Origin of the sequence: Vibrio sp. 10N.261.45.E2 (genome assembly GCF_002875705.1) — a bacterium.
Taxonomy (GTDB): domain Bacteria; phylum Pseudomonadota; class Gammaproteobacteria; order Enterobacterales; family Vibrionaceae; genus Vibrio.
In genome coordinates this window covers 51,265-68,408 of sequence record NZ_MCZZ01000069.1, presented here as the reverse complement: position 1 = coordinate 68,408, position 17,144 = coordinate 51,265, and the positions used below count along the sequence as shown (strand labels likewise).

Below are 17,144 nucleotides of genomic sequence, written 5' to 3'. Positions count from 1 at the left end.
GAACGTCATGGGATCGCTCTATTGGCAATCATTCCTATGACGCCGCTCAGGCTAAACTAGCGTAGCAATTGCTTTGTCTAGTTTTGATAAGCCTTCTTCAATTTCTTGTGTAGTAATAACCAGTGATGGCGTGAAACGAACCACGTTTGCACCCGCAACCAGTACCATCAAGCCTTGTTCGCCTGCTGCTACTAATACGTCACGTGCACGGCCTTGCCACTCTTCGTTAAGCGCAGCACCTAGTAGTAGGCCTTTGCCACGAACTTCACTGAAAATTTGGTACTTATCGTTAATCTTAGCAAGACCATCACGGAACAATGCTTCGCGCTCTTTCACGCCAGCTAATGTTTCAGGTTGGCTAACCACATCAACAACCGCTTCTGCTACTGCACATGCCAGCGGGTTACCACCGTAAGTAGAGCCGTGTGTGCCAACTTTTAGGTGTGTCGCAAGTTCAGAAGTCGTCAGCATTGCACCGATAGGGAAACCACCACCTAGAGATTTTGCTGTACTTAGGATGTCTGGCGTTACACCTAGACCTTGGTAAGCATAGAAATTACCAGTACGACCATTACCGGTTTGCACTTCATCAAAGATCAGCAGTGCATTGTGTTTGTCACACAGTTCACGAACTGTGTTCACGAATTCAGACGTAGGAGAAATGATACCGCCTTCGCCTTGCAGAGGTTCCATCATGATGGCACAAGTGCGATCAGAGATATGCGCTTCTAGTGCTGCAATATCGTTGTAAGGTAGGTGAGTCACATCGCCTGGTTTAGGACCAAAGCCATCAGAATAAGCTTCTTGACCACCAACCGTTACGGTAAAGAAAGTACGACCATGAAAACCTTGTTTGAATGCAATGATTTCAGATTTCTCAGGACCGTGAACATCCGCCGCCCAACGACGAGCTAGCTTTAGAGCTGCTTCGTTAGCTTCCGCGCCAGAGTTTGCAAAGAATACTTTTTCTGCAAAACATACGTCTGTTAGCTTTTTCGCTAGACGCAGTGCAGGTTCGTTGGTCATCACGTTACTTAGGTGCCAAATCTTGTTTGCTTGCTCAGTAACTGCGTTAACCATTGCCGGGTGACAGTGACCCAAACAGCTCACAGCGATACCACCAGCAAAGTCGATATACTCTCGGCCTTGTTGGTCCCAAACGCGTGCGCCTTCCCCTTTTACTGGGATCATTTCCATTGGGTTATAACAAGGCACCATCACCTCATTAAACAGACTACGTTCTACTTTATTTTCCACTGTCATCGTACATTCCTTCTCGATACCGCAAGCTTCGCAAATAAGCGTAATGGTTCATAAGTGAGACAAAGATATTTTGTCTCGCCATAATCCCGCTGCAGCATTATATTTACATTTAATTAACCTTTTCAATAGTAGATTATTCTTTAGCTATCCCTTACAACCAGCTAAACGTCACTACCTATGACTATTTATGCATCAATCAATCTGTTTTATGAAGCTTTTTTTACCTAAACGTACAGCTAGCAACAGCAAAGCCTTACTGGTATTGCGGTATCTAGGGTTCGAGAGGAAATAACGCGAATAATTTTGCATAGGCTAAAAACTTAGCGAAGCGAGAGAGAAATGTTATAAAAAGTGATCGGCGTCAGAGGGAGAGAGGCGCGTAAAGCCCGAATTTAAACGCTTAACGAATGGGCTGACATCTTTGACTGGCTGATTTAGGCTGAGAAAGGGTCAAATTTAAACACTTAGCGAGCTAGGAAGTTAGCGAGAAGCTGGTGTCCTTGCTCTGTTTTAATCGATTCAGGGTGGAATTGAACGGCATCAATTGGCAAGGTTTTGTGTTGATAACCCATGATCTCATCCATGCTTCCATCTTCAAATTCTGTCCAAGATGTGAGCTCAAAGCAGTCTGGTAATGTGCCGTTTTTCACGACTAAAGAATGGTAACGCGTCACAGTCAACGGGTTATTCAATCCTTTAAAAACACTCTTGCCGTTATGACGGATTGGAGAGGTTTTACCGTGCATCACTTGTCTGGCTCTCACCACTTCACCACCAAAAACTTGAGCAATGGCTTGGTGACCAAGACACACACCTAAGATCGGCAGCTTACCAACAAAGTGTTCAATCACCTGTAGCGAGATTCCCGCATCATTGGGCGTACAGGGACCCGGCGAGATAACAAGATGACTAGGATTCAGCGCTTCAATTCTCGCAATATCAATCTCATCGTTGCGAACAACTTTTACAGTTACCCCTAACTCACAGAAATACTGATACAAGTTATAGGTAAAGGAGTCGTAGTTATCGATGATAAGTAACATGGGTCGAAATCGTTTGCTAAATACTAAAGGATTGGGGATATAGGGGCGGTATTGTGCAATACCCTTGGCGAAAGGCAAGTGGAAACTGCATTTCGCCAATAATTAAGGCCAACCTAAGTTGACCTTAATTGTTTACAGATAACTTTCAGTTACCTGTATCAGCTGGCTTGCGCAGTTAACGATGTCGCTACTTGCGACGACGCCACATTGCTAAGCCAAACAATGACATCAGTGCACCGAAGCCAAATGAACCACCTACTCGCAGTTCAAGAACAGCAGGATCATGATCCGATGAACGGAAGTGATCTTGGTACTTAGGCAGATCGCCTTTGTACTCTTCGTTGTAGTCAAACAACGTCGATTCACCACCATTAATGTGCCAGTCAGTTGCATCCACCACCATGTCTTTCAGGCTGTCGCTAATCAACAGGTGATCCAGTGCGCCCACTTCGTCATTGTATGAGTAACTCCAGCTGTCAGGGTGCTTTTGAGCCACTGCATTAATGTAACCGTAGTTCTTAGTAATCACCGCACCGCTATCACCAAATTGCTCAACACCATCAATGTAAGTGTTACGAGCTGCTTTGATTTGCTTACCGTATTTCTCTTCAGAGTAATCTGTTAGTACCAGCATTGGATCTTCCATGCCGTACGAGTTCATGTCACCCAGAATCACTTTATGGCCTTTGATGCCATCAAGCGCTTCACCCAGTGCAACTGCCGCAGCTACGCGGAAGTTCTCACATGAACCTTGCTTATCAGCATCAACACCACCTTGACCGCCTTGCTCTACCGGTGCTGCATCTTCCCAACACTTAGAGCCTTTCGATTTAAAGTGATTAATCGCTACGGTGAGTTTCTCTTTGGTGCCCTTAACTTTAAAGGTTGGCGCCAATGAGTCACGCTGGTAGTTCTTACCGTCTTCAATTACCTTACCTGAATCGTCTAACACCTCTGGTGCTTGCTGGCTTGGCATAGCGATAACGCGGCTGTCTTTAAGCTTCACGACCTTCTTACGGTAGATAACACCGGTTGTGATTACGTCGGTACCAATCGAATCCATCTCATCGGTTACGCCATCTTCGTTCGAGTCGACAGCCACAAAGGTATAACGGTCTTTCTTACTCTCAATGCGATCATTCAGTTGGTTTACAAGTTGTTGAATGGCAGAGCCTTCACCAAAACCGTTGTTCTCTATCTCCATCAAACCAATAATGTCGGCGTCTAGACGAAGAATCGCGTTCACAATCTTCTCTTGCTGCATCTCAAATTCAGTGATGCTGTTCGCACCACGGTTGTTGCCATGCTGGTTCGCATCACCGCCAAATGGAGAGTTGAAGTAGTTCAGTACATTGAAGGTCGCGATACGTAGGTCGCCTTCATCCATATCTGGTTTGTCGGTACGTGGGTCGTTACGTACAAAGTTCTCAGCCGAGATCTGGTTAGTCGCAATTAAACGGTACTCACCGTAGCTGTAAGTCAACACACCTTCTAGACCAACAATGGTTTCATCGATACGGATGTAATCTTCTGTTGAGCCATCTTGATCGATATCAGTGCGGCCAAAGTCTGGATAGAAAGGTACTTGTCCGTCCCCTGCTTTTTGATCCGTTTCTACGAAAAGACGACGATCAGCGTTGTCTTCCGTTTGTTGCTTCGCTTCGTCAGAACCTGCTGCGAAGAGCTGGTTCGGCTGCATGTTAATACGCTCATGTGCCAATACCATGTTGTTACGACGACCTGCGTAGTCATAACCAAAGGTACGCGTGACACGCATATCAAGCGCTTCGGTTGTTTTCACCAACATGCCTTCATAGCGTTCAAGTGTTGCTGCGAAGTTCTCATCACTGTCTAGCGCTTCAATTGCCGTCGCTTCAGGTGCTTGTTGTTCGCCTTGTTTTAGCCACTGGTTGTTTTCAACTTTAAGCTGAGTGTGGCTGTAGTATTCTTGAACCTTACCTTTCACACACACCACATCGCCTGCAGCTAATTCTGAGCTAGATTGATTGGTATGAACAAATAGGCCTTCAGAAGTACTCGAGTTGAAATCATCCTCAAGGGCTTGCAGATAGAAGCCTTTGGTTAGGCCTGTTGTCACTGTGCTAACCACACCTTTTACGAAGTATTCATCGTCGGTGATGTACGGGTAGCCATCGATGAACGGTGATGTTGCACCCTCGCCTTGGATCTCTTGAATGGTGGTAAATACCGGGTCTGAGCCATCTTCTGTACAAATAAAGGCTTCTGGCAGCTCAACACTGTCTAGTGAACCTAGCCCTTCAATACTGTCTTTTGGTAGCGATACCCACTGTGAAGCATCAAACGTCGCAGAAGGTGTTTGTGTCGCACGAACCAAAGTAACATCTTTGCCCCAGTCCACATCGCCCATCAAACCAACAACATCATGCACCGAACCATCTGCATTCAAGATAGCTAGCGGGTCGTCACCATTATGATTAGCCAATGAAGCATTTAGAATGTCAGAGACCGCCTTAATCTCATCACTAGCACTGGTATGAGCAACAACAAGCACCTCACCGGGCGCTAAAACGTGGCCATCTAAAGGTAAAGTGGCGCCCCATGATCCATTGCCATTGGCAGACTTCGCCAGTGAGTAACCATCTAAGTTAATGCTGCTATCGCCGTTATTGGCGATCTCAACCGCTTTGTTGTAGCTGCCGCCTTCCACATATTGTGAAATAAACAAATCAGCGTGTGCGCTTGTGGTTAACAAGCTACCAATTGCCACTGCTAGCAATGAAGGTTTGTGTAAAAGAGCCATCCGTTTCACCTGAGTTCATTGATTTATAGTCACTGCCATCTATGGGCAGTCATGTATTTTGTGGTAACTATCAGGTTTATTTATGAAAGGAATAAGTCAGTTGGCAAGAAAATGAGGAACTTATCACTTTGGAATCATCAATTGTTTGGCACGTTATATATTTCCAACATATATAGAAATGAGTATGAATTTATAAAGTTCAGAAGTGCTAAATAAGATCACCTGCACAGCATTAATATGATGGATATGCTAGTCAGATACTGCGTAAATTATCAATTCAAACAAGGGGGTTCGAGGAAGGTAAATGGAATGGGCATTAAAAAGCCCAAAGTAAACAAAAGCTACTTTGGGCTCAAATTTTCAAGCGAGTCGTGTTAGTTCACCCTATGGGCGAGTAACAAAACCTACTGCTTCGTATGCTTTTTTCAGTGTTACTGCAGCACGCTCAGACGCTTTTTCAGCACCCGCTTTCATTACTGTATCCATGTAAGCACGGTCAGCACGGATACGGTGGTATTCAGCTTGAATCGGCTCAAGCATCTCAACTAATGCTGCGCCTACATCTTTCTTGAATGGACCGTACATCTCAACACCTTGGTATTGCGCTTCGATCTCTTCAAACGTTTTACCTGTCGCTGCTGAGTAAAGACCCATTAGGTTAGAGATACCCGCTTTGTTTTCCCAGTCGTGAGCAATACGTGGCGGTGTTTCTGCATCCGTTTGCGCTTTGTTGATCTTCTTGATGATCGACTTAGGCTCTTCTAACAGAGTAATCACGTTCTTACGGTTATCATCCGACTTAGACATCTTCTTAGTCGCATCTTGCAGGCTCATTACACGTGCATTCACTGTTGGAATGTAAGGTTCTGGCACTTGGAAGATTGGCGTTTCAGGACCGTAGATGTTGTTGAAACGAGTTGCGATATCACGCGCTAGCTCTAGGTGTTGTTTCTGGTCGCTACCTACTGGCACTTGGTGAGCACCGTAAAGCAGGATGTCTGCAGCCATCAACACTGGGTAGTCGTATAGGCCTACGTTTACGTCGTTTGAGTGACGTGCAGACTTATCTTTAAACTGAGTCATACGGCTCAGTTCACCCATTTGCGTGTAACAGTTAAGAAGCCAACCAAGTTGAGCATGCTCTGGTACGTGTGACTGAACAAATAGCGTGCTCTTCTTTGGATCAACACCGACAGCAAGACAGATTGCTAGTGCGTCTAGAGTCGCTTCATGCAGTGCTTTCGGATCTTGGCGAACCGTAATTGCGTGAAGGTCTACAACACAGTATTGGCAATCGTAATCATCTTGCATCTGTTGCCATTGACGTAGAGCACCCAAGTAGTTACCGATACTTAGTTCACCAGATGGTTGAACACCACTCAATACGATGGGCTTGCTCATGGTTTTAATTCCTTTGCTTATTCGCTAAGTTTATTGAACGCTTAGCTTCTTAACTTAAATATAGAAAAGCCGCACAGCTCTTTCTGCGCGGCTCATCCAGTGTACTCATTGATAAGTATTTTGCTAGTGGGTTAGCTAACTTTTGTACGCTTTATGCTGAAACTAGAACGACATCTAGTAATTGCGCGACGTTATCCGCCACATAGTCAGGGTTTGATGCTGAAATTGGCTCACCGTGATTGTAGCCGTAAGTCAGACCAAACGAATGACAACCCGCATTCTTAGCCGCTTTAATGTCGTTGCTTGAATCACCAACCATCAACATCTCTTCCGCTTTAACGTTGTGCTTTTCTAGCAACCAATTCAGTGCGACTGGATTCGGTTTCTTCTCTGGGAAAGAGTCGCCGCCCAAAACATCAACAAAGTACTTATCGATACCGTGTTGCGCTAGAACGTCGGGTACAAATTTCGATGGCTTGTTAGTTACCAATGCCATAGTAAAGCCCGCTTTGTACAACTCTGCCAGCGTCTCTTTTACTGATGGGTAAAGGTGGCTCAGCTTGTGACCGCCCTGCTCGTAGAAATCATCAAACAGGATACGCGCCTTTTTCAGTAGCTCTGGCTCAAGGCTTGGGTCAACTGTCAGGTTACGGCTGAGTGAACGCCCGATAAGCACATCAGCACCATTACCTACGTAGTCGCGAGCTTGTTCTTCGCTCACTGAAGGGAAGCCCAACGCCTGACAAGCTTGGTCAGCGGCAACGGCCAAATCAGGCACGCTATCTAACAAGGTTCCATCCAAATCAAAGGCGATCAGTTTTATTGAGCTTAATGACATCTTACTTTCCTATTTATTATGTTCGTCTTATGAGTTGAGCGATAAGACGTAAAAAAGGGGCCAATGAGCCCCTTAATATTCAATCTATCTGTAGTTTTACGATTATGCGTTTACTTTTGCAAGCTCTGCACGCATCTCATCAATCACTTCTTTGTAATCCGGTTGATTGAAGATAGCAGAACCCGCAACGAACATATCTGCACCCGCTTCTGCGATTTCACGGATGTTATCCACCTTCACGCCGCCATCAATCTCAAGGCGAATGTCACGGCCTGACTCATCAATCAGCTTACGAACAGCACGCAGCTTATCTAGCGTGTGAGGAATGAATGATTGACCGCCGAAGCCAGGGTTCACAGACATCAGTAGAATCATGTCTACTTTATCCATAATGTAATCTAGGCAAGACAGAGGCGTTGCTGGGTTAAGAACTACACCCGCTTTACAGCCGTGTTCTTTGATCAGTTGTAGAGTGCGGTCAATGTGTTCCGATGCTTCAACATGGAAGGTAATCATTGATGCGCCAGCTTTTGCAAACTCAGGCACAATGCTGTCAACTGGCTTAACCATTAGGTGAACATCGATAGGAGCAGTAATGCCGTAGTCGCGCAGCGCTTTACAGATAGGCGCGCCAAAAGTCAGGTTAGGTACGTAGTGGTTGTCCATCACATCGAAGTGCACAACATCAGCACCAGCTGCGAGTACTTTTTCTACGTCTTCACCAAGACGAGCAAAATCTGCAGACAAAATCGATGGAGCGATTAGAAAATCTTTCATACCAAACCTCTTAAGAGTAAGTAAATTGCGAATGTCACCGCCTTGGTGATATCTCATACGCAAATACAAGACTCAATCCCAAGACTATTTGGTGTGCAATTCTACCTAAGCACCTAAGCAGATCCTAGCAGTTCGAAAGATTAGTTTAAGAAAGTATCCGCTGGTCACTCAATTTAATGAGTTTGGTGGATATTCTGACCATTACTACTCTGCTGATGCGTGCTGCTGGTTTTTCTCTTTATGGAAAAGCGCCAGTAGCTCATCAACTTTATTACGCCCAGCGCCATTGCGGCTGATAGTGCGTTTTACCTTCACCACGTTCAACTCCGCACCATGATATAAGCGACGCGTTAGTGTCGTATCGTGGTTTGAAATCAAAACAGGGATACCGCGTTCCATTGCTGCTTTTTCAGCAACATCCGCCAGTGCAGCTTGGTCATCTAAGCTAAAGCCATTACCTGCATAAGAGGTAAAGTTAGCGGTATTCGATAGCGGTGCGTACGGAGGATCACAGTAAACCACGCAGCCTTTGCGCGCGCGGCTAAAGGTTTCATGGTATCCCTCACAGACGAAGGTGGCCTTTTTCGCTTTCTCGGCAAAAAACTCCAGCTCAGCTTCTGGGAAGTAAGGTTTTTTATAAGAACCAAATGGAACGTTAAAACCGCCCTTCTTGTTGTAACGACATAGGCCATTGAAGCCAAATCGGTTCATATACAAGAAAGCCAACGAACGATACATGACGTTGTCTGTACCATTGAACTCAGCGCGAATATCTAAGAACGCTTCTTTACGGTTGTTCTCAGGACAGAACCAGCGCTTCGCTTCCGAGATATAGGTCTCAGGATCGGTTTTAAGTAGGTTGTACAGGTTGATAAGATCAGGATTGATATCTGCAAGCAGGTACTGTTCAAAGTCAGTATTCAGGAATACTGAGCCGGCACCAACAAACGGTTCTACCAATTTACGAGCAGGTGGCAGGTGACGTTGGATGTCTTCAACTAGGCCATATTTACCACCAGCCCATTTTAGAAAGGCACGCTGCTTTTTCATTTACTGCTCTATCTATCAACTCAAAAATAAGGCTGCGGAATGTAACATATTTTGAGGCTAAGCTCAGGGTTATTTCGCACGTTCTATCTCTCGATGCACTTGATTCATCGATTTTGCCCAAGGTTCCAACTGTTGAAGTGGTTTTGATAACGCACTTACCGCGTCTCTCGCCACTTGAATCGTTGGGTAATCTTGATAAGTAATAATAAACCACTTGGTGTCGTTGCGAAGTGTTGGGTAAATACGAACCTTGTTCTCAAGGTCATATTCTTCAATGAAAGATTGTACGTCTTCCAATGAGGTCATCGTACTCAACTGCAGGGTATAAGCTCGCGGTGAGATAGCTTGCAGCTCTTCGCGAGAAAATGAGAAAGTGATTTTCTTAGTTGGTGGCGTGGGCTGTGTTAAGTCTGCTGCTTCATCAGCTGAAGGCTGTAACTCCACTTTTTCCGCATCTGATTGTGAACTAACCTCGGCACCTGTGTTTTCTTCAACAGCAGCATCAATCGCACTGGTATTGGCGCTTTCAGGTTTATCATCAAGCAGGGCATCAACCACATCAGAGGTGATAACGACACGCTGTTGATCTTGCTCGACTTCACCAACACTGGCTGTCTCTTCAACGACTGTCGGTGGCAGAGACGAACTGTCATCATCGGCACCTTGGTAACTCATGTCGGCTTCGGCTTCAGAATCTACCATACCATCGACGCCAGTTTGCTCAGCACCGCTTTCCACGTCAAAAGTCGGAATCGCTGTCTGCTCAATCGGAGCAATAAGAGACTGCGCTTTATCGTCGGGGGTTGGTTGACTGAACATCCACCAATAGCCACCACCAATTAAAACCAACAACAAGGCCACCACAATCGCGATATTGATGGGTGAGCCAATAATTGAGCGAATAATAATCCTTTTTTCCACTTTCAATTCTCCTAAAGCCATTAACTCACCAGGCAGAGGTTGCGCTTTATTAAACGCACTTCGCACGCGAGTTTCAGACTCATCATCAACATATCGAATCACCAGTGATTCAAAGAAATGTTCAGCTTCTGGCTGCGAAAGATCATCGATCTCGAGATCGATAGGCTTGTGTTGTTGGCCGTAACTCAGACGTGTTAATAGCGTGTCTAAGTGACCAGTATCCGAGAAGAGAACGATATTGATCGTCCATTGAGGGTTTGATTGAGCTTCCAGTACCAACATCCATAGTTCGGATACCAATAGCTCAGAGAGTCGGTGGGCATCATCAACAACGATAACCACATTACACGGCTCCCCATCCAGTAACCTTGTCAGGCTATCTGATAAAGAATCATGTTGATTAAATAGCGGGTCAGAAACAATTTGGCTAAGAATAAGCGCGCGGCGTTGTTGATCGTCTTGGCTTGGATGACAAAGCAGTAAACACTGATTTTTTTCTGTCGACCATGCTTCAAGATAACGCTGAGCCAACCAAGATCGACCAGAGCCAGCTTTGCCAGCAACCGTCACAAGGTTTGAACCAAAGTTAGTCAAAAGCTGTAAGCGCTCTAGCAGCTCAACTTGAGATTCTAACTCTAATACTCTTAATTCATGAGCCAAACTCATTGGGGATCCCTACTGATAAGATCGATCAGTAAAACGCTTCAGTTGCCTAGAGTTTAGCTAGGCAACCTCACAACCAAATTTAAAGAGTACGGCAGAAATCGATCGCTTGTTTAATGATGTCTTGAGGCACATCAGCGACCACTTCAGCAGTACCAATACTTGTTGGTAATACCAAACGCAACTGACCAGACAGCACTTTTTTATCGCGCATCATGTGCTTCATAAAGTCTTCAAAAGACATGCTTTCTGGCGTATGGATTGGTAGTTTCGCATTCTTGAGTATAGAAATAATTCGCTCAAGTTGCTGCTGAGAGATCAGTCCCTGTAATTGAGCTGTTTTCGCTGCCATTACAGTGCCTGACGACACAGCTTCACCATGTAGCCAATTACCATAGCCTAGTTCTGCTTCAATCGCATGACCAAATGTATGACCTAGGTTCAATAACGCTCTGATTCCTGACTCTTTTTCATCTAGAGCCACCACTTCAGCCTTAATTGCACAACAACGAGCAATCGCGGTAATCAGTGCTTCTTCATCAAGTTGATAAAGTTTCTCTAGATTCTGCTCCAACCAATCAAAGAAGGCTTCATCGTAAATGATGCCGTATTTGATCACCTCAGCAATGCCCGCTGCAAACTCGCGCTCTGGAAGCGTTGATAAACAGTTGGTATCGATGATCACAGATTTCGGTTGGTAAAAAGCGCCGATCATATTCTTACCAAGAGGATGATTTACTGCGGTTTTACCACCAACAGAAGAGTCCACTTGAGAAAGAAGGCTCGTCGGGATTTGAATGAAATCAATACCGCGTTGGTAACAAGAAGCAGCAAAACCGACCAAGTCACCGATAACACCACCACCTAAAGCAATCACCACCACATCGCGGCTGTAATTTCCTTCAAGCATGTAGCTCATCACTGAATTGAACGTTTCAAGGGTTTTGTACTGTTCACCGTCTGGCAACTCTAAAAGAGATGTCTGACAGCCGACTTGATCCAATAGCGATAAAATTTTATCAGCATAAAGAGGCGCTACTGTCACATTACTGATAACAACAACTTTCTGTTTGCCTGATAAAAAAGAAAGGTACGCCGGGTCTTCAAATAACCCGGCGCCAATAGAGATAGGGTAGCTACGCTCAGCTAGATTGACCGTAATCCGTTCCATGGGTTTGCTCTCCGAAAAATGAACTTAACGTTCTTCTAGCATTTTTACGATCTGGTTGGCTACCACTTTTGCACTTTGGTCGTCAGTACGAACTGTGTAGTCCGCCACTTCTTCGTATAGTGCGTTGCGAGATACAGCTAGATCTTCTAGCACATCACGCGGGTTGTCTGTTTGAAGTAGAGGGCGTTTCTTGTCGCGGTTAGTGCGAGCAAGTTGCTTTTCAATTGTTGTCTCTAGGTATACAACAATGCCTCGTGCAGATAGACGGTTACGGTTTTCTTTGCTCAACACTGAACCACCACCTGTCGCAAGAACAATACCTTGTTCTTCTGTCAGATCATTGATTACAGATTCTTCGCGCTTACGGAAACCTTCTTCGCCCTCAACATCAAAAACCCATGCGATGTCTGCGCCAGTGCGCTCTTCGATCACAGTGTCAGAGTCTAGAAACTCCATATGAAGTTGGGAAGCTAGGTGTCTACCAATTGTACTTTTGCCGGCGCCCATTGGGCCAACAAGAAAAATATTGCGTTTCTCAGCCATGTTTTTAGCAGTAATTTACAACGTTAATTCAATGACATCGCCACAAGGTAGGTCAGTACAAGTACTGAAATTAAAAGGCCCGTGGCACCGATTCCTCACAGATAATTCGTGATAAGACCCGAAATTATCAAGGTTAGGTGCCACTAATGCAACTTTATTTTTAATCTAATTGTTCATTACTGAATCACAACTTTAGGTGTGACAAAAATAAGTAGTTCACTTTTACCTACATTTTCATAGCTGCGACGGAACAATGCCCCCAAAACTGGCAGGTCTCCCAACAGAGGAACTTTATCGACCGTACTGCTCACGCTGTGTTGAAATATCCCACCAAGGACGACAGTTTCACCATTATTAACAAGCACTTGCGTACCAATACGTTGAGTATCAATCGCCACAGCTTCACCGGTTCCGGTTTTTACCACTTGTCCTGGTCTATCTTGAGTCACACTCAAATCCAACACCAAGCGATTGTCGGGCGTTATCTGCGGCGTCACCTTGAGACTCAATACCGCTTTCTTAAATGCGACCGACGTTGCACCACTTGAAGAGGACTCTAAGTAAGGTATTTCAGTACCTTGCTCAATATAAGCCGGCTTTTTATTGGTGGTGATTAAGCGTGGGCTCGAAATGATTTCAGCTTTCGACTCTTGTTGCAGTGCTGAGAGCTCAAGATCGAGTAAGGTATCAGACCCCAACTTGGCCACCTGAAACGCAATACTCGAAGCGTTCGGTGACGTTGCCCCTAAGTTTACGTTCAGATAGTCATCTATCACGCTGCTGCCGCTATCGTCGTCATATGGCGTAATCGCTGATGGGTGGTTACCTTCGATTGAACCGCCAACCGTGAAGCTTCCGTTGGTTGAGGAAACACCCCAGCGCACTCCTAACTCATCAAGGTTACCCTCGGTAACAGTAACAATACGCGCTTCTATCTGTACCTGTTTCACGGGAATATCCAGCGACTCAATGATGCCTCTGATCACCGCAATGTTTTCTTCCAATTCACGAATCAGTAGTGAGTTGGTTCTCTCATCAATGGTAATCGAACCACGATCGGACAACATGCTGACTGCGCCTTCACCACCAATCATGTCGGCTATGTCGGTGGCTTTAGCAAAGTTAATCTTAATGATTTCCGATTTGAGCTCCCCTAACTCTTCCTCTAAACGCGATTTCTCTAACGCTTGCTGCTCACGAAGGTCGAGCTCTGCTTTCGGCGCGACTAAGATAACATTGCCATCAACACGCTTATCCAAGCCTTTAACTTGCAAGATAATGTCGAGAACTTGCTGCCAAGGTACGCCATCTAAGCGTAAAGTCAGGTTACCCGCGACAGAATCAGACACCACGAGATTAAAGTCGTTGTAGTCTGCGATCAACTGAAGGACATTTCGTACTGGGATGTCCTGGAAGTTAATCGATATCAGCTTGCCCTCTTTCTCTAGGATGCTTTTTTCTTTGGTCGCTTCATCGATAACCGGTTTGCTTATCACCACCTCAATAAAACGCCCCTTTAGATTGTATTCATACTGATAGTCACTGCTAATCGTCGCAAGCAGCCGAGTGCTTGGTGTCTCTTTGTAGACTTCAATCCCTTCAACTAACGTGGCGAAGTCTTTCACATCCAGAAGGTAGAGTTTGTCATCATCAACCTGAGTATTGAGTAGCTCTATGCTCAAGCCTTCCTGAGCACGTTGAACATCCACCACAGCGGTGGTGGTCGCTAGCTCAAGGATAATGATGGCGTCTTTATCCTTGTTCACCCTAAAATCAATATTCTCCAATTTGTTAGGTAAGCTCTCGGCATGGCTGAGCACGCTAACAACCAACATCACAGACACAGCAAAACCTTGTAGAGCCTTGCTCACTAATCCACTTATTCCTTTAATCATATTTACATCTCATATCCACATCATGTGACATTGGTTTACTTCAGAGCCAGCCTAACGTTGCGCTTATGCCAACAACCTAAGCCATCTGGAAGAGTTTCATTAATTTGAACGTACTGGCTCGTCACCTTAGTCACTCGACCATTGTTTAAGCCGATAAACTGGCCTTTCTTGACGTTTACCACGTTCCCATTGGGTGTTTGCACTAAGCCAAACACGCTTGAGCCACTGCCCATCACGCCTCTTAAACGAAGCTTACTCAGCGGATACTTCTCTAACTTTCCATTACGAGAACGGGCTCTGGGTTGCCAACAATCTTTCTTAACCAAAGGTTGGTTTTGCACAATGGCTTCTTTAGGCAGTTCAAAGGGAGGACGAAATGCGCGACGCTGATAAGTTGCCGCCGTGAATTCAGTTGCAGGGACAAGTTGCTCGACATCTTTTCTCGCTTTGGCTTCAACCTGCGCCACAAAGTCTTGCAGTGAATCTTGATTAGCCTTGCAGCCAGACAACGCAAGCAACAACACAATTGAGTAAAGTGCGCTATTGGGTTTCATCATTGACCTCCGGTTTAAACTGGTAGGTATAGGCTCGAACCCTAAAGTGCAGCGTGCTACTTTCTTGGCTGACTCGCTGCCAATTCACATCATCAAAGCTGATGATACGCGGCAGCTTGGCGATGGCAGCCGAGAAATCACCAATCTCGTGATAATCACCTGTAAGCTCAATATTGAGAGGTAAACGATAGAGGAACTCCTTGTTCTGCTTTTGTCCCCAATCGATTCGAGTAAAGGTCAGCGAATTATCCAAGCCGAGCTCATTTACTGAAGCCAACATACTGGCCAGTTCTTTTTGCACGGGCAGTTGCTCTAACAGATAATCGTAGCGGCTGGTTAACTCATCCAACTGGCTTTGCAACTTAGGTAAGGCTGCAACCTTATTAGCCTTTATTCTTAAGGTCGTCTTTAAGGTTTGTTCTTGTTGCTTCATCTGCTGCAGTTCATCGTCGAGCGGCAGTACATAAAGCCAAGTACCGACGCCTTGGATTAACACCATCAACACCAGAATCACGATAAACTGGGGCAACAAAGGCCATTCGGTGATCTCATCAACATCGAGGTCTTGCAAGCTCATCCGGTTTTGCCAACTAATCCTATTTTGAAGGTTAGCCATGATGCGCCCCCTTCTTTTTTCTGCTCGCGGTTGTGCTCTCTAAAGACACAGGGCTGAACACAAAAGAGACCTTGAAGGTTTGAAACTCTTTATTGAAGCGCTTGCGGTTATGAACGATAGAGTGCATCTCGACCCCTTTCAGGGAATCTGAACGCTCTAGATTGTCCAACATGGTGGCGAGACGAGCGGTACTGTCGCTGATGCCCGACATTTCAATCTCCTGACCATTCATCTTTATCTTGTCGACATACACACCCTCAGGAATCAGCTCCGGCATCAAATTCATAAAGTCGGTGGTTTTATTACGGCCAAGCTGCAGCGACTCAACCACATCAAGTCGAGTCAGAATCGCTTTGTGTTCTTGTTCCGCGACTTTTAACGACTGAATTTGTCGGTCGAGATCAGCAATGTACTGATTGAGATAGTTGAGGCGGGCTTGCTGCTTGGCTTGTTGGTCGTGAAAATAGTGACCAACCGCCCATTGCCCACCAAGCGCAATGATGACGCCAAGAATGACCAAGTGGATAAAACGCTTCTTGTGCTGAGCACGAATCTCATCACGCCACGGCAGTAGGTTAATTTGATGCAACATGCTTCTCTCCCTGCCACTTGAGTCCACTCATCGCCATACCTGCTGCGATACCAAAGTGTTGCCAGTCCATCGGCAGTCGGCGCCTCTTGGAGACCTTGTTCTCAAACAGAGACAAAGGGTTCAATGATTCGCAGCTCATCTGAAAATGGCGTTCGAGCTCTTCGGTTATCATAGGGATGCTGGCACCCTCGCCCATCAGCCAGATCCCTGAGATAGGTTGCTGCGCATTTCCCGATGAATAGAGCTGCAATTGGCGCTTGAGCTTCTCAATCAAATTAATAATGAATTGATGTGTATCTTCCGTAGTGCCAAACACACTCTCGATATCACTTGGGGCTTCATGACTGCGAAGATCTTTGGTACCAAAGGCGATGTCTTTGTAAAACGGTGCTAAATTCTGTGGAATGATACCCAGCGATGTTTGCTCAATTCCAACATCCACCAGCAGCCAGTTTTTCTTTTCGGGATAAAGACGCGAGGCCAGTTGCCAGATATTAAGTAACCCATGCGCCTGCGTATCCACCACCACAGGTTTAAAACCAGCCTTAGTTAGCGCATCAGCTCTGCTATCCACCACCTCCTTACGAGTGGCATAGACTTGGTAGCTGCTTGTCGAACCTTTACCAAATCGTTTGTCTTCCAGCTTTACAAAATCTAAACTCAGCTCCTCGATAGGAAAGGGAGATTGATGAGCAAAGGTTTGATAGATAGAAAACTCTTTTTCTCTGTCTTCTAACTCACTCTCTATTTGCAGTACTTTGCTGATCACTGTGTTATCAGGTACCGAAATGGCGACGTTGCGACAGCCAAAAGGCAGTCCTTTCCTAAGTTCTTTGAGTTTCTTAACAGTTTTCTGATACTCCAAAGTATGGTTAGCTGTAAAAATGTCGTCCGAAATCGGCAGCTCTTTGTATCCCACTAGGGCATACAACTCCCCCACGGGTTTTAGTACCACAGCTTTGATGCTGTGATGATTTATATCTATACCTGTAATTAATGATGAACCCATGTGACCTAGCTCCTGAAGTGCCAAGC

General features: G+C 45.5%; 15 protein-coding genes. All 15 read right to left on the bottom strand.

Going from position 1 to position 17,144, the window contains the following annotated elements:
* Positions 1 to 51: 51 nt before the first annotated feature.
* Positions 52 to 1,263, bottom strand: coding sequence for an aspartate aminotransferase family protein (locus BCT34_RS03930; protein WP_048605374.1), 1,212 nt, complete (start codon positions 1,261 to 1,263; stop codon positions 52 to 54).
* 464 nt (positions 1,264 to 1,727) lie between these two features.
* A complete protein-coding gene (locus BCT34_RS03925; RefSeq protein WP_076656797.1) occupies positions 1,728 to 2,306 on the bottom strand; it encodes an aminodeoxychorismate/anthranilate synthase component II in 579 nt (192 codons plus the stop codon).
* Positions 2,307 to 2,493: 187 nt separating this feature from the next.
* Positions 2,494 to 5,088 carry an ExeM/NucH family extracellular endonuclease gene (locus tag BCT34_RS03920; protein ID WP_076656796.1) on the bottom strand — a complete coding sequence of 865 codons (2,595 nt, stop codon included), beginning with the start codon at positions 5,086 to 5,088 and terminating at the stop codon, positions 2,494 to 2,496.
* A 384-nt stretch (positions 5,089 to 5,472) separates the two neighbouring features.
* Positions 5,473 to 6,489, bottom strand: a complete 1,017-nt coding sequence (gene trpS / locus BCT34_RS03915) for a tryptophan--tRNA ligase (protein ID WP_076656795.1) — start codon at positions 6,487 to 6,489, stop codon at positions 5,473 to 5,475.
* Between the two features lie 151 nt (positions 6,490 to 6,640).
* Positions 6,641 to 7,327: a phosphoglycolate phosphatase gene (locus BCT34_RS03910; protein WP_076656794.1), complete on the bottom strand. Its 687-nt coding sequence runs from the start codon at positions 7,325 to 7,327 to the stop codon at positions 6,641 to 6,643.
* A 102-nt stretch (positions 7,328 to 7,429) separates the two neighbouring features.
* A complete protein-coding gene (rpe, locus tag BCT34_RS03905) occupies positions 7,430 to 8,104 on the bottom strand; it encodes a ribulose-phosphate 3-epimerase (RefSeq protein WP_017068835.1) in 675 nt (224 codons plus the stop codon).
* Between the two features lie 204 nt (positions 8,105 to 8,308).
* Entirely contained in the window at positions 8,309 to 9,154 is an 846-nt protein-coding gene (locus BCT34_RS03900; RefSeq protein ID WP_076656793.1) for a Dam family site-specific DNA-(adenine-N6)-methyltransferase, read from the bottom strand.
* 69 nt (positions 9,155 to 9,223) lie between these two features.
* Positions 9,224 to 10,741 (bottom strand): AAA family ATPase, encoded by a 1,518-nt coding sequence (locus BCT34_RS03895; RefSeq protein ID WP_076656792.1) that lies wholly within the window; start codon positions 10,739 to 10,741, stop codon positions 9,224 to 9,226.
* Between the two features lie 79 nt (positions 10,742 to 10,820).
* Positions 10,821 to 11,909 carry a 3-dehydroquinate synthase gene (gene aroB / locus BCT34_RS03890; RefSeq protein ID WP_076656791.1) on the bottom strand — a complete coding sequence of 363 codons (1,089 nt, stop codon included), beginning with the start codon at positions 11,907 to 11,909 and terminating at the stop codon, positions 10,821 to 10,823.
* A 24-nt stretch (positions 11,910 to 11,933) separates the two neighbouring features.
* A complete protein-coding gene (aroK, locus tag BCT34_RS03885; RefSeq protein WP_017061125.1) occupies positions 11,934 to 12,452 on the bottom strand; it encodes a shikimate kinase AroK in 519 nt (172 codons plus the stop codon).
* Between the two features lie 176 nt (positions 12,453 to 12,628).
* Positions 12,629 to 14,347: a type IV pilus secretin PilQ family protein gene (locus BCT34_RS03880; RefSeq protein ID WP_076656790.1), complete on the bottom strand. Its 1,719-nt coding sequence runs from the start codon at positions 14,345 to 14,347 to the stop codon at positions 12,629 to 12,631.
* Positions 14,348 to 14,382: 35 nt separating this feature from the next.
* Positions 14,383 to 14,901, bottom strand: coding sequence for a pilus assembly protein PilP (locus BCT34_RS03875; RefSeq protein ID WP_076656789.1), 519 nt, complete (start codon positions 14,899 to 14,901; stop codon positions 14,383 to 14,385).
* The gene (gene pilO, locus BCT34_RS03870; protein WP_076656788.1) at positions 14,888 to 15,517 is read right to left on the bottom strand and encodes a type 4a pilus biogenesis protein PilO; all 630 of its coding nucleotides are present in this window, start codon (positions 15,515 to 15,517) and stop codon (positions 14,888 to 14,890) included. The genes BCT34_RS03875 and pilO overlap by 14 nt, the downstream gene beginning before the upstream one ends.
* Complete coding sequence (locus BCT34_RS03865; protein WP_076656787.1) at positions 15,510 to 16,109, bottom strand: PilN domain-containing protein; 600 nt, start codon at positions 16,107 to 16,109, stop codon at positions 15,510 to 15,512. The genes pilO and BCT34_RS03865 overlap by 8 nt, the downstream gene beginning before the upstream one ends.
* The gene (pilM, locus tag BCT34_RS03860; protein ID WP_076656786.1) at positions 16,093 to 17,118 is read right to left on the bottom strand and encodes a type IV pilus assembly protein PilM; all 1,026 of its coding nucleotides are present in this window, start codon (positions 17,116 to 17,118) and stop codon (positions 16,093 to 16,095) included. Before pilM ends, BCT34_RS03865 begins: the two co-directional genes overlap by 17 nt.
* Positions 17,119 to 17,144 lie beyond the last annotated feature (26 nt).

Coding starts and splice junctions, on each gene's coding strand:
- BCT34_RS03900 (WP_076656793.1), bottom strand. CDS start 9,154: ATGAAAAAGCAGCGTGCCTTTCTAAAATGGGCTGGTGGTAAATATGGC.
- rpe (WP_017068835.1), bottom strand. CDS start 8,104: ATGAAAGATTTTCTAATCGCTCCATCGATTTTGTCTGCAGATTTTGCT.
- pilM (WP_076656786.1), bottom strand. CDS start 17,118: ATGGGTTCATCATTAATTACAGGTATAGATATAAATCATCACAGCATC.
- BCT34_RS03925 (WP_076656797.1), bottom strand. CDS start 2,306: ATGTTACTTATCATCGATAACTACGACTCCTTTACCTATAACTTGTAT.
- BCT34_RS03910 (WP_076656794.1), bottom strand. CDS start 7,327: ATGTCATTAAGCTCAATAAAACTGATCGCCTTTGATTTGGATGGAACC.
- trpS (WP_076656795.1), bottom strand. CDS start 6,489: ATGAGCAAGCCCATCGTATTGAGTGGTGTTCAACCATCTGGTGAACTA.
- pilO (WP_076656788.1), bottom strand. CDS start 15,517: ATGGCTAACCTTCAAAATAGGATTAGTTGGCAAAACCGGATGAGCTTG.
- BCT34_RS03930 (WP_048605374.1), bottom strand. CDS start 1,263: ATGACAGTGGAAAATAAAGTAGAACGTAGTCTGTTTAATGAGGTGATG.
- BCT34_RS03880 (WP_076656790.1), bottom strand. CDS start 14,347: ATGATTAAAGGAATAAGTGGATTAGTGAGCAAGGCTCTACAAGGTTTT.
- BCT34_RS03895 (WP_076656792.1), bottom strand. CDS start 10,741: ATGAGTTTGGCTCATGAATTAAGAGTATTAGAGTTAGAATCTCAAGTT.
- aroK (WP_017061125.1), bottom strand. CDS start 12,452: ATGGCTGAGAAACGCAATATTTTTCTTGTTGGCCCAATGGGCGCCGGC.
- BCT34_RS03875 (WP_076656789.1), bottom strand. CDS start 14,901: ATGAAACCCAATAGCGCACTTTACTCAATTGTGTTGTTGCTTGCGTTG.
- BCT34_RS03865 (WP_076656787.1), bottom strand. CDS start 16,109: ATGTTGCATCAAATTAACCTACTGCCGTGGCGTGATGAGATTCGTGCT.
- aroB (WP_076656791.1), bottom strand. CDS start 11,909: ATGGAACGGATTACGGTCAATCTAGCTGAGCGTAGCTACCCTATCTCT.
- BCT34_RS03920 (WP_076656796.1), bottom strand. CDS start 5,088: ATGGCTCTTTTACACAAACCTTCATTGCTAGCAGTGGCAATTGGTAGC.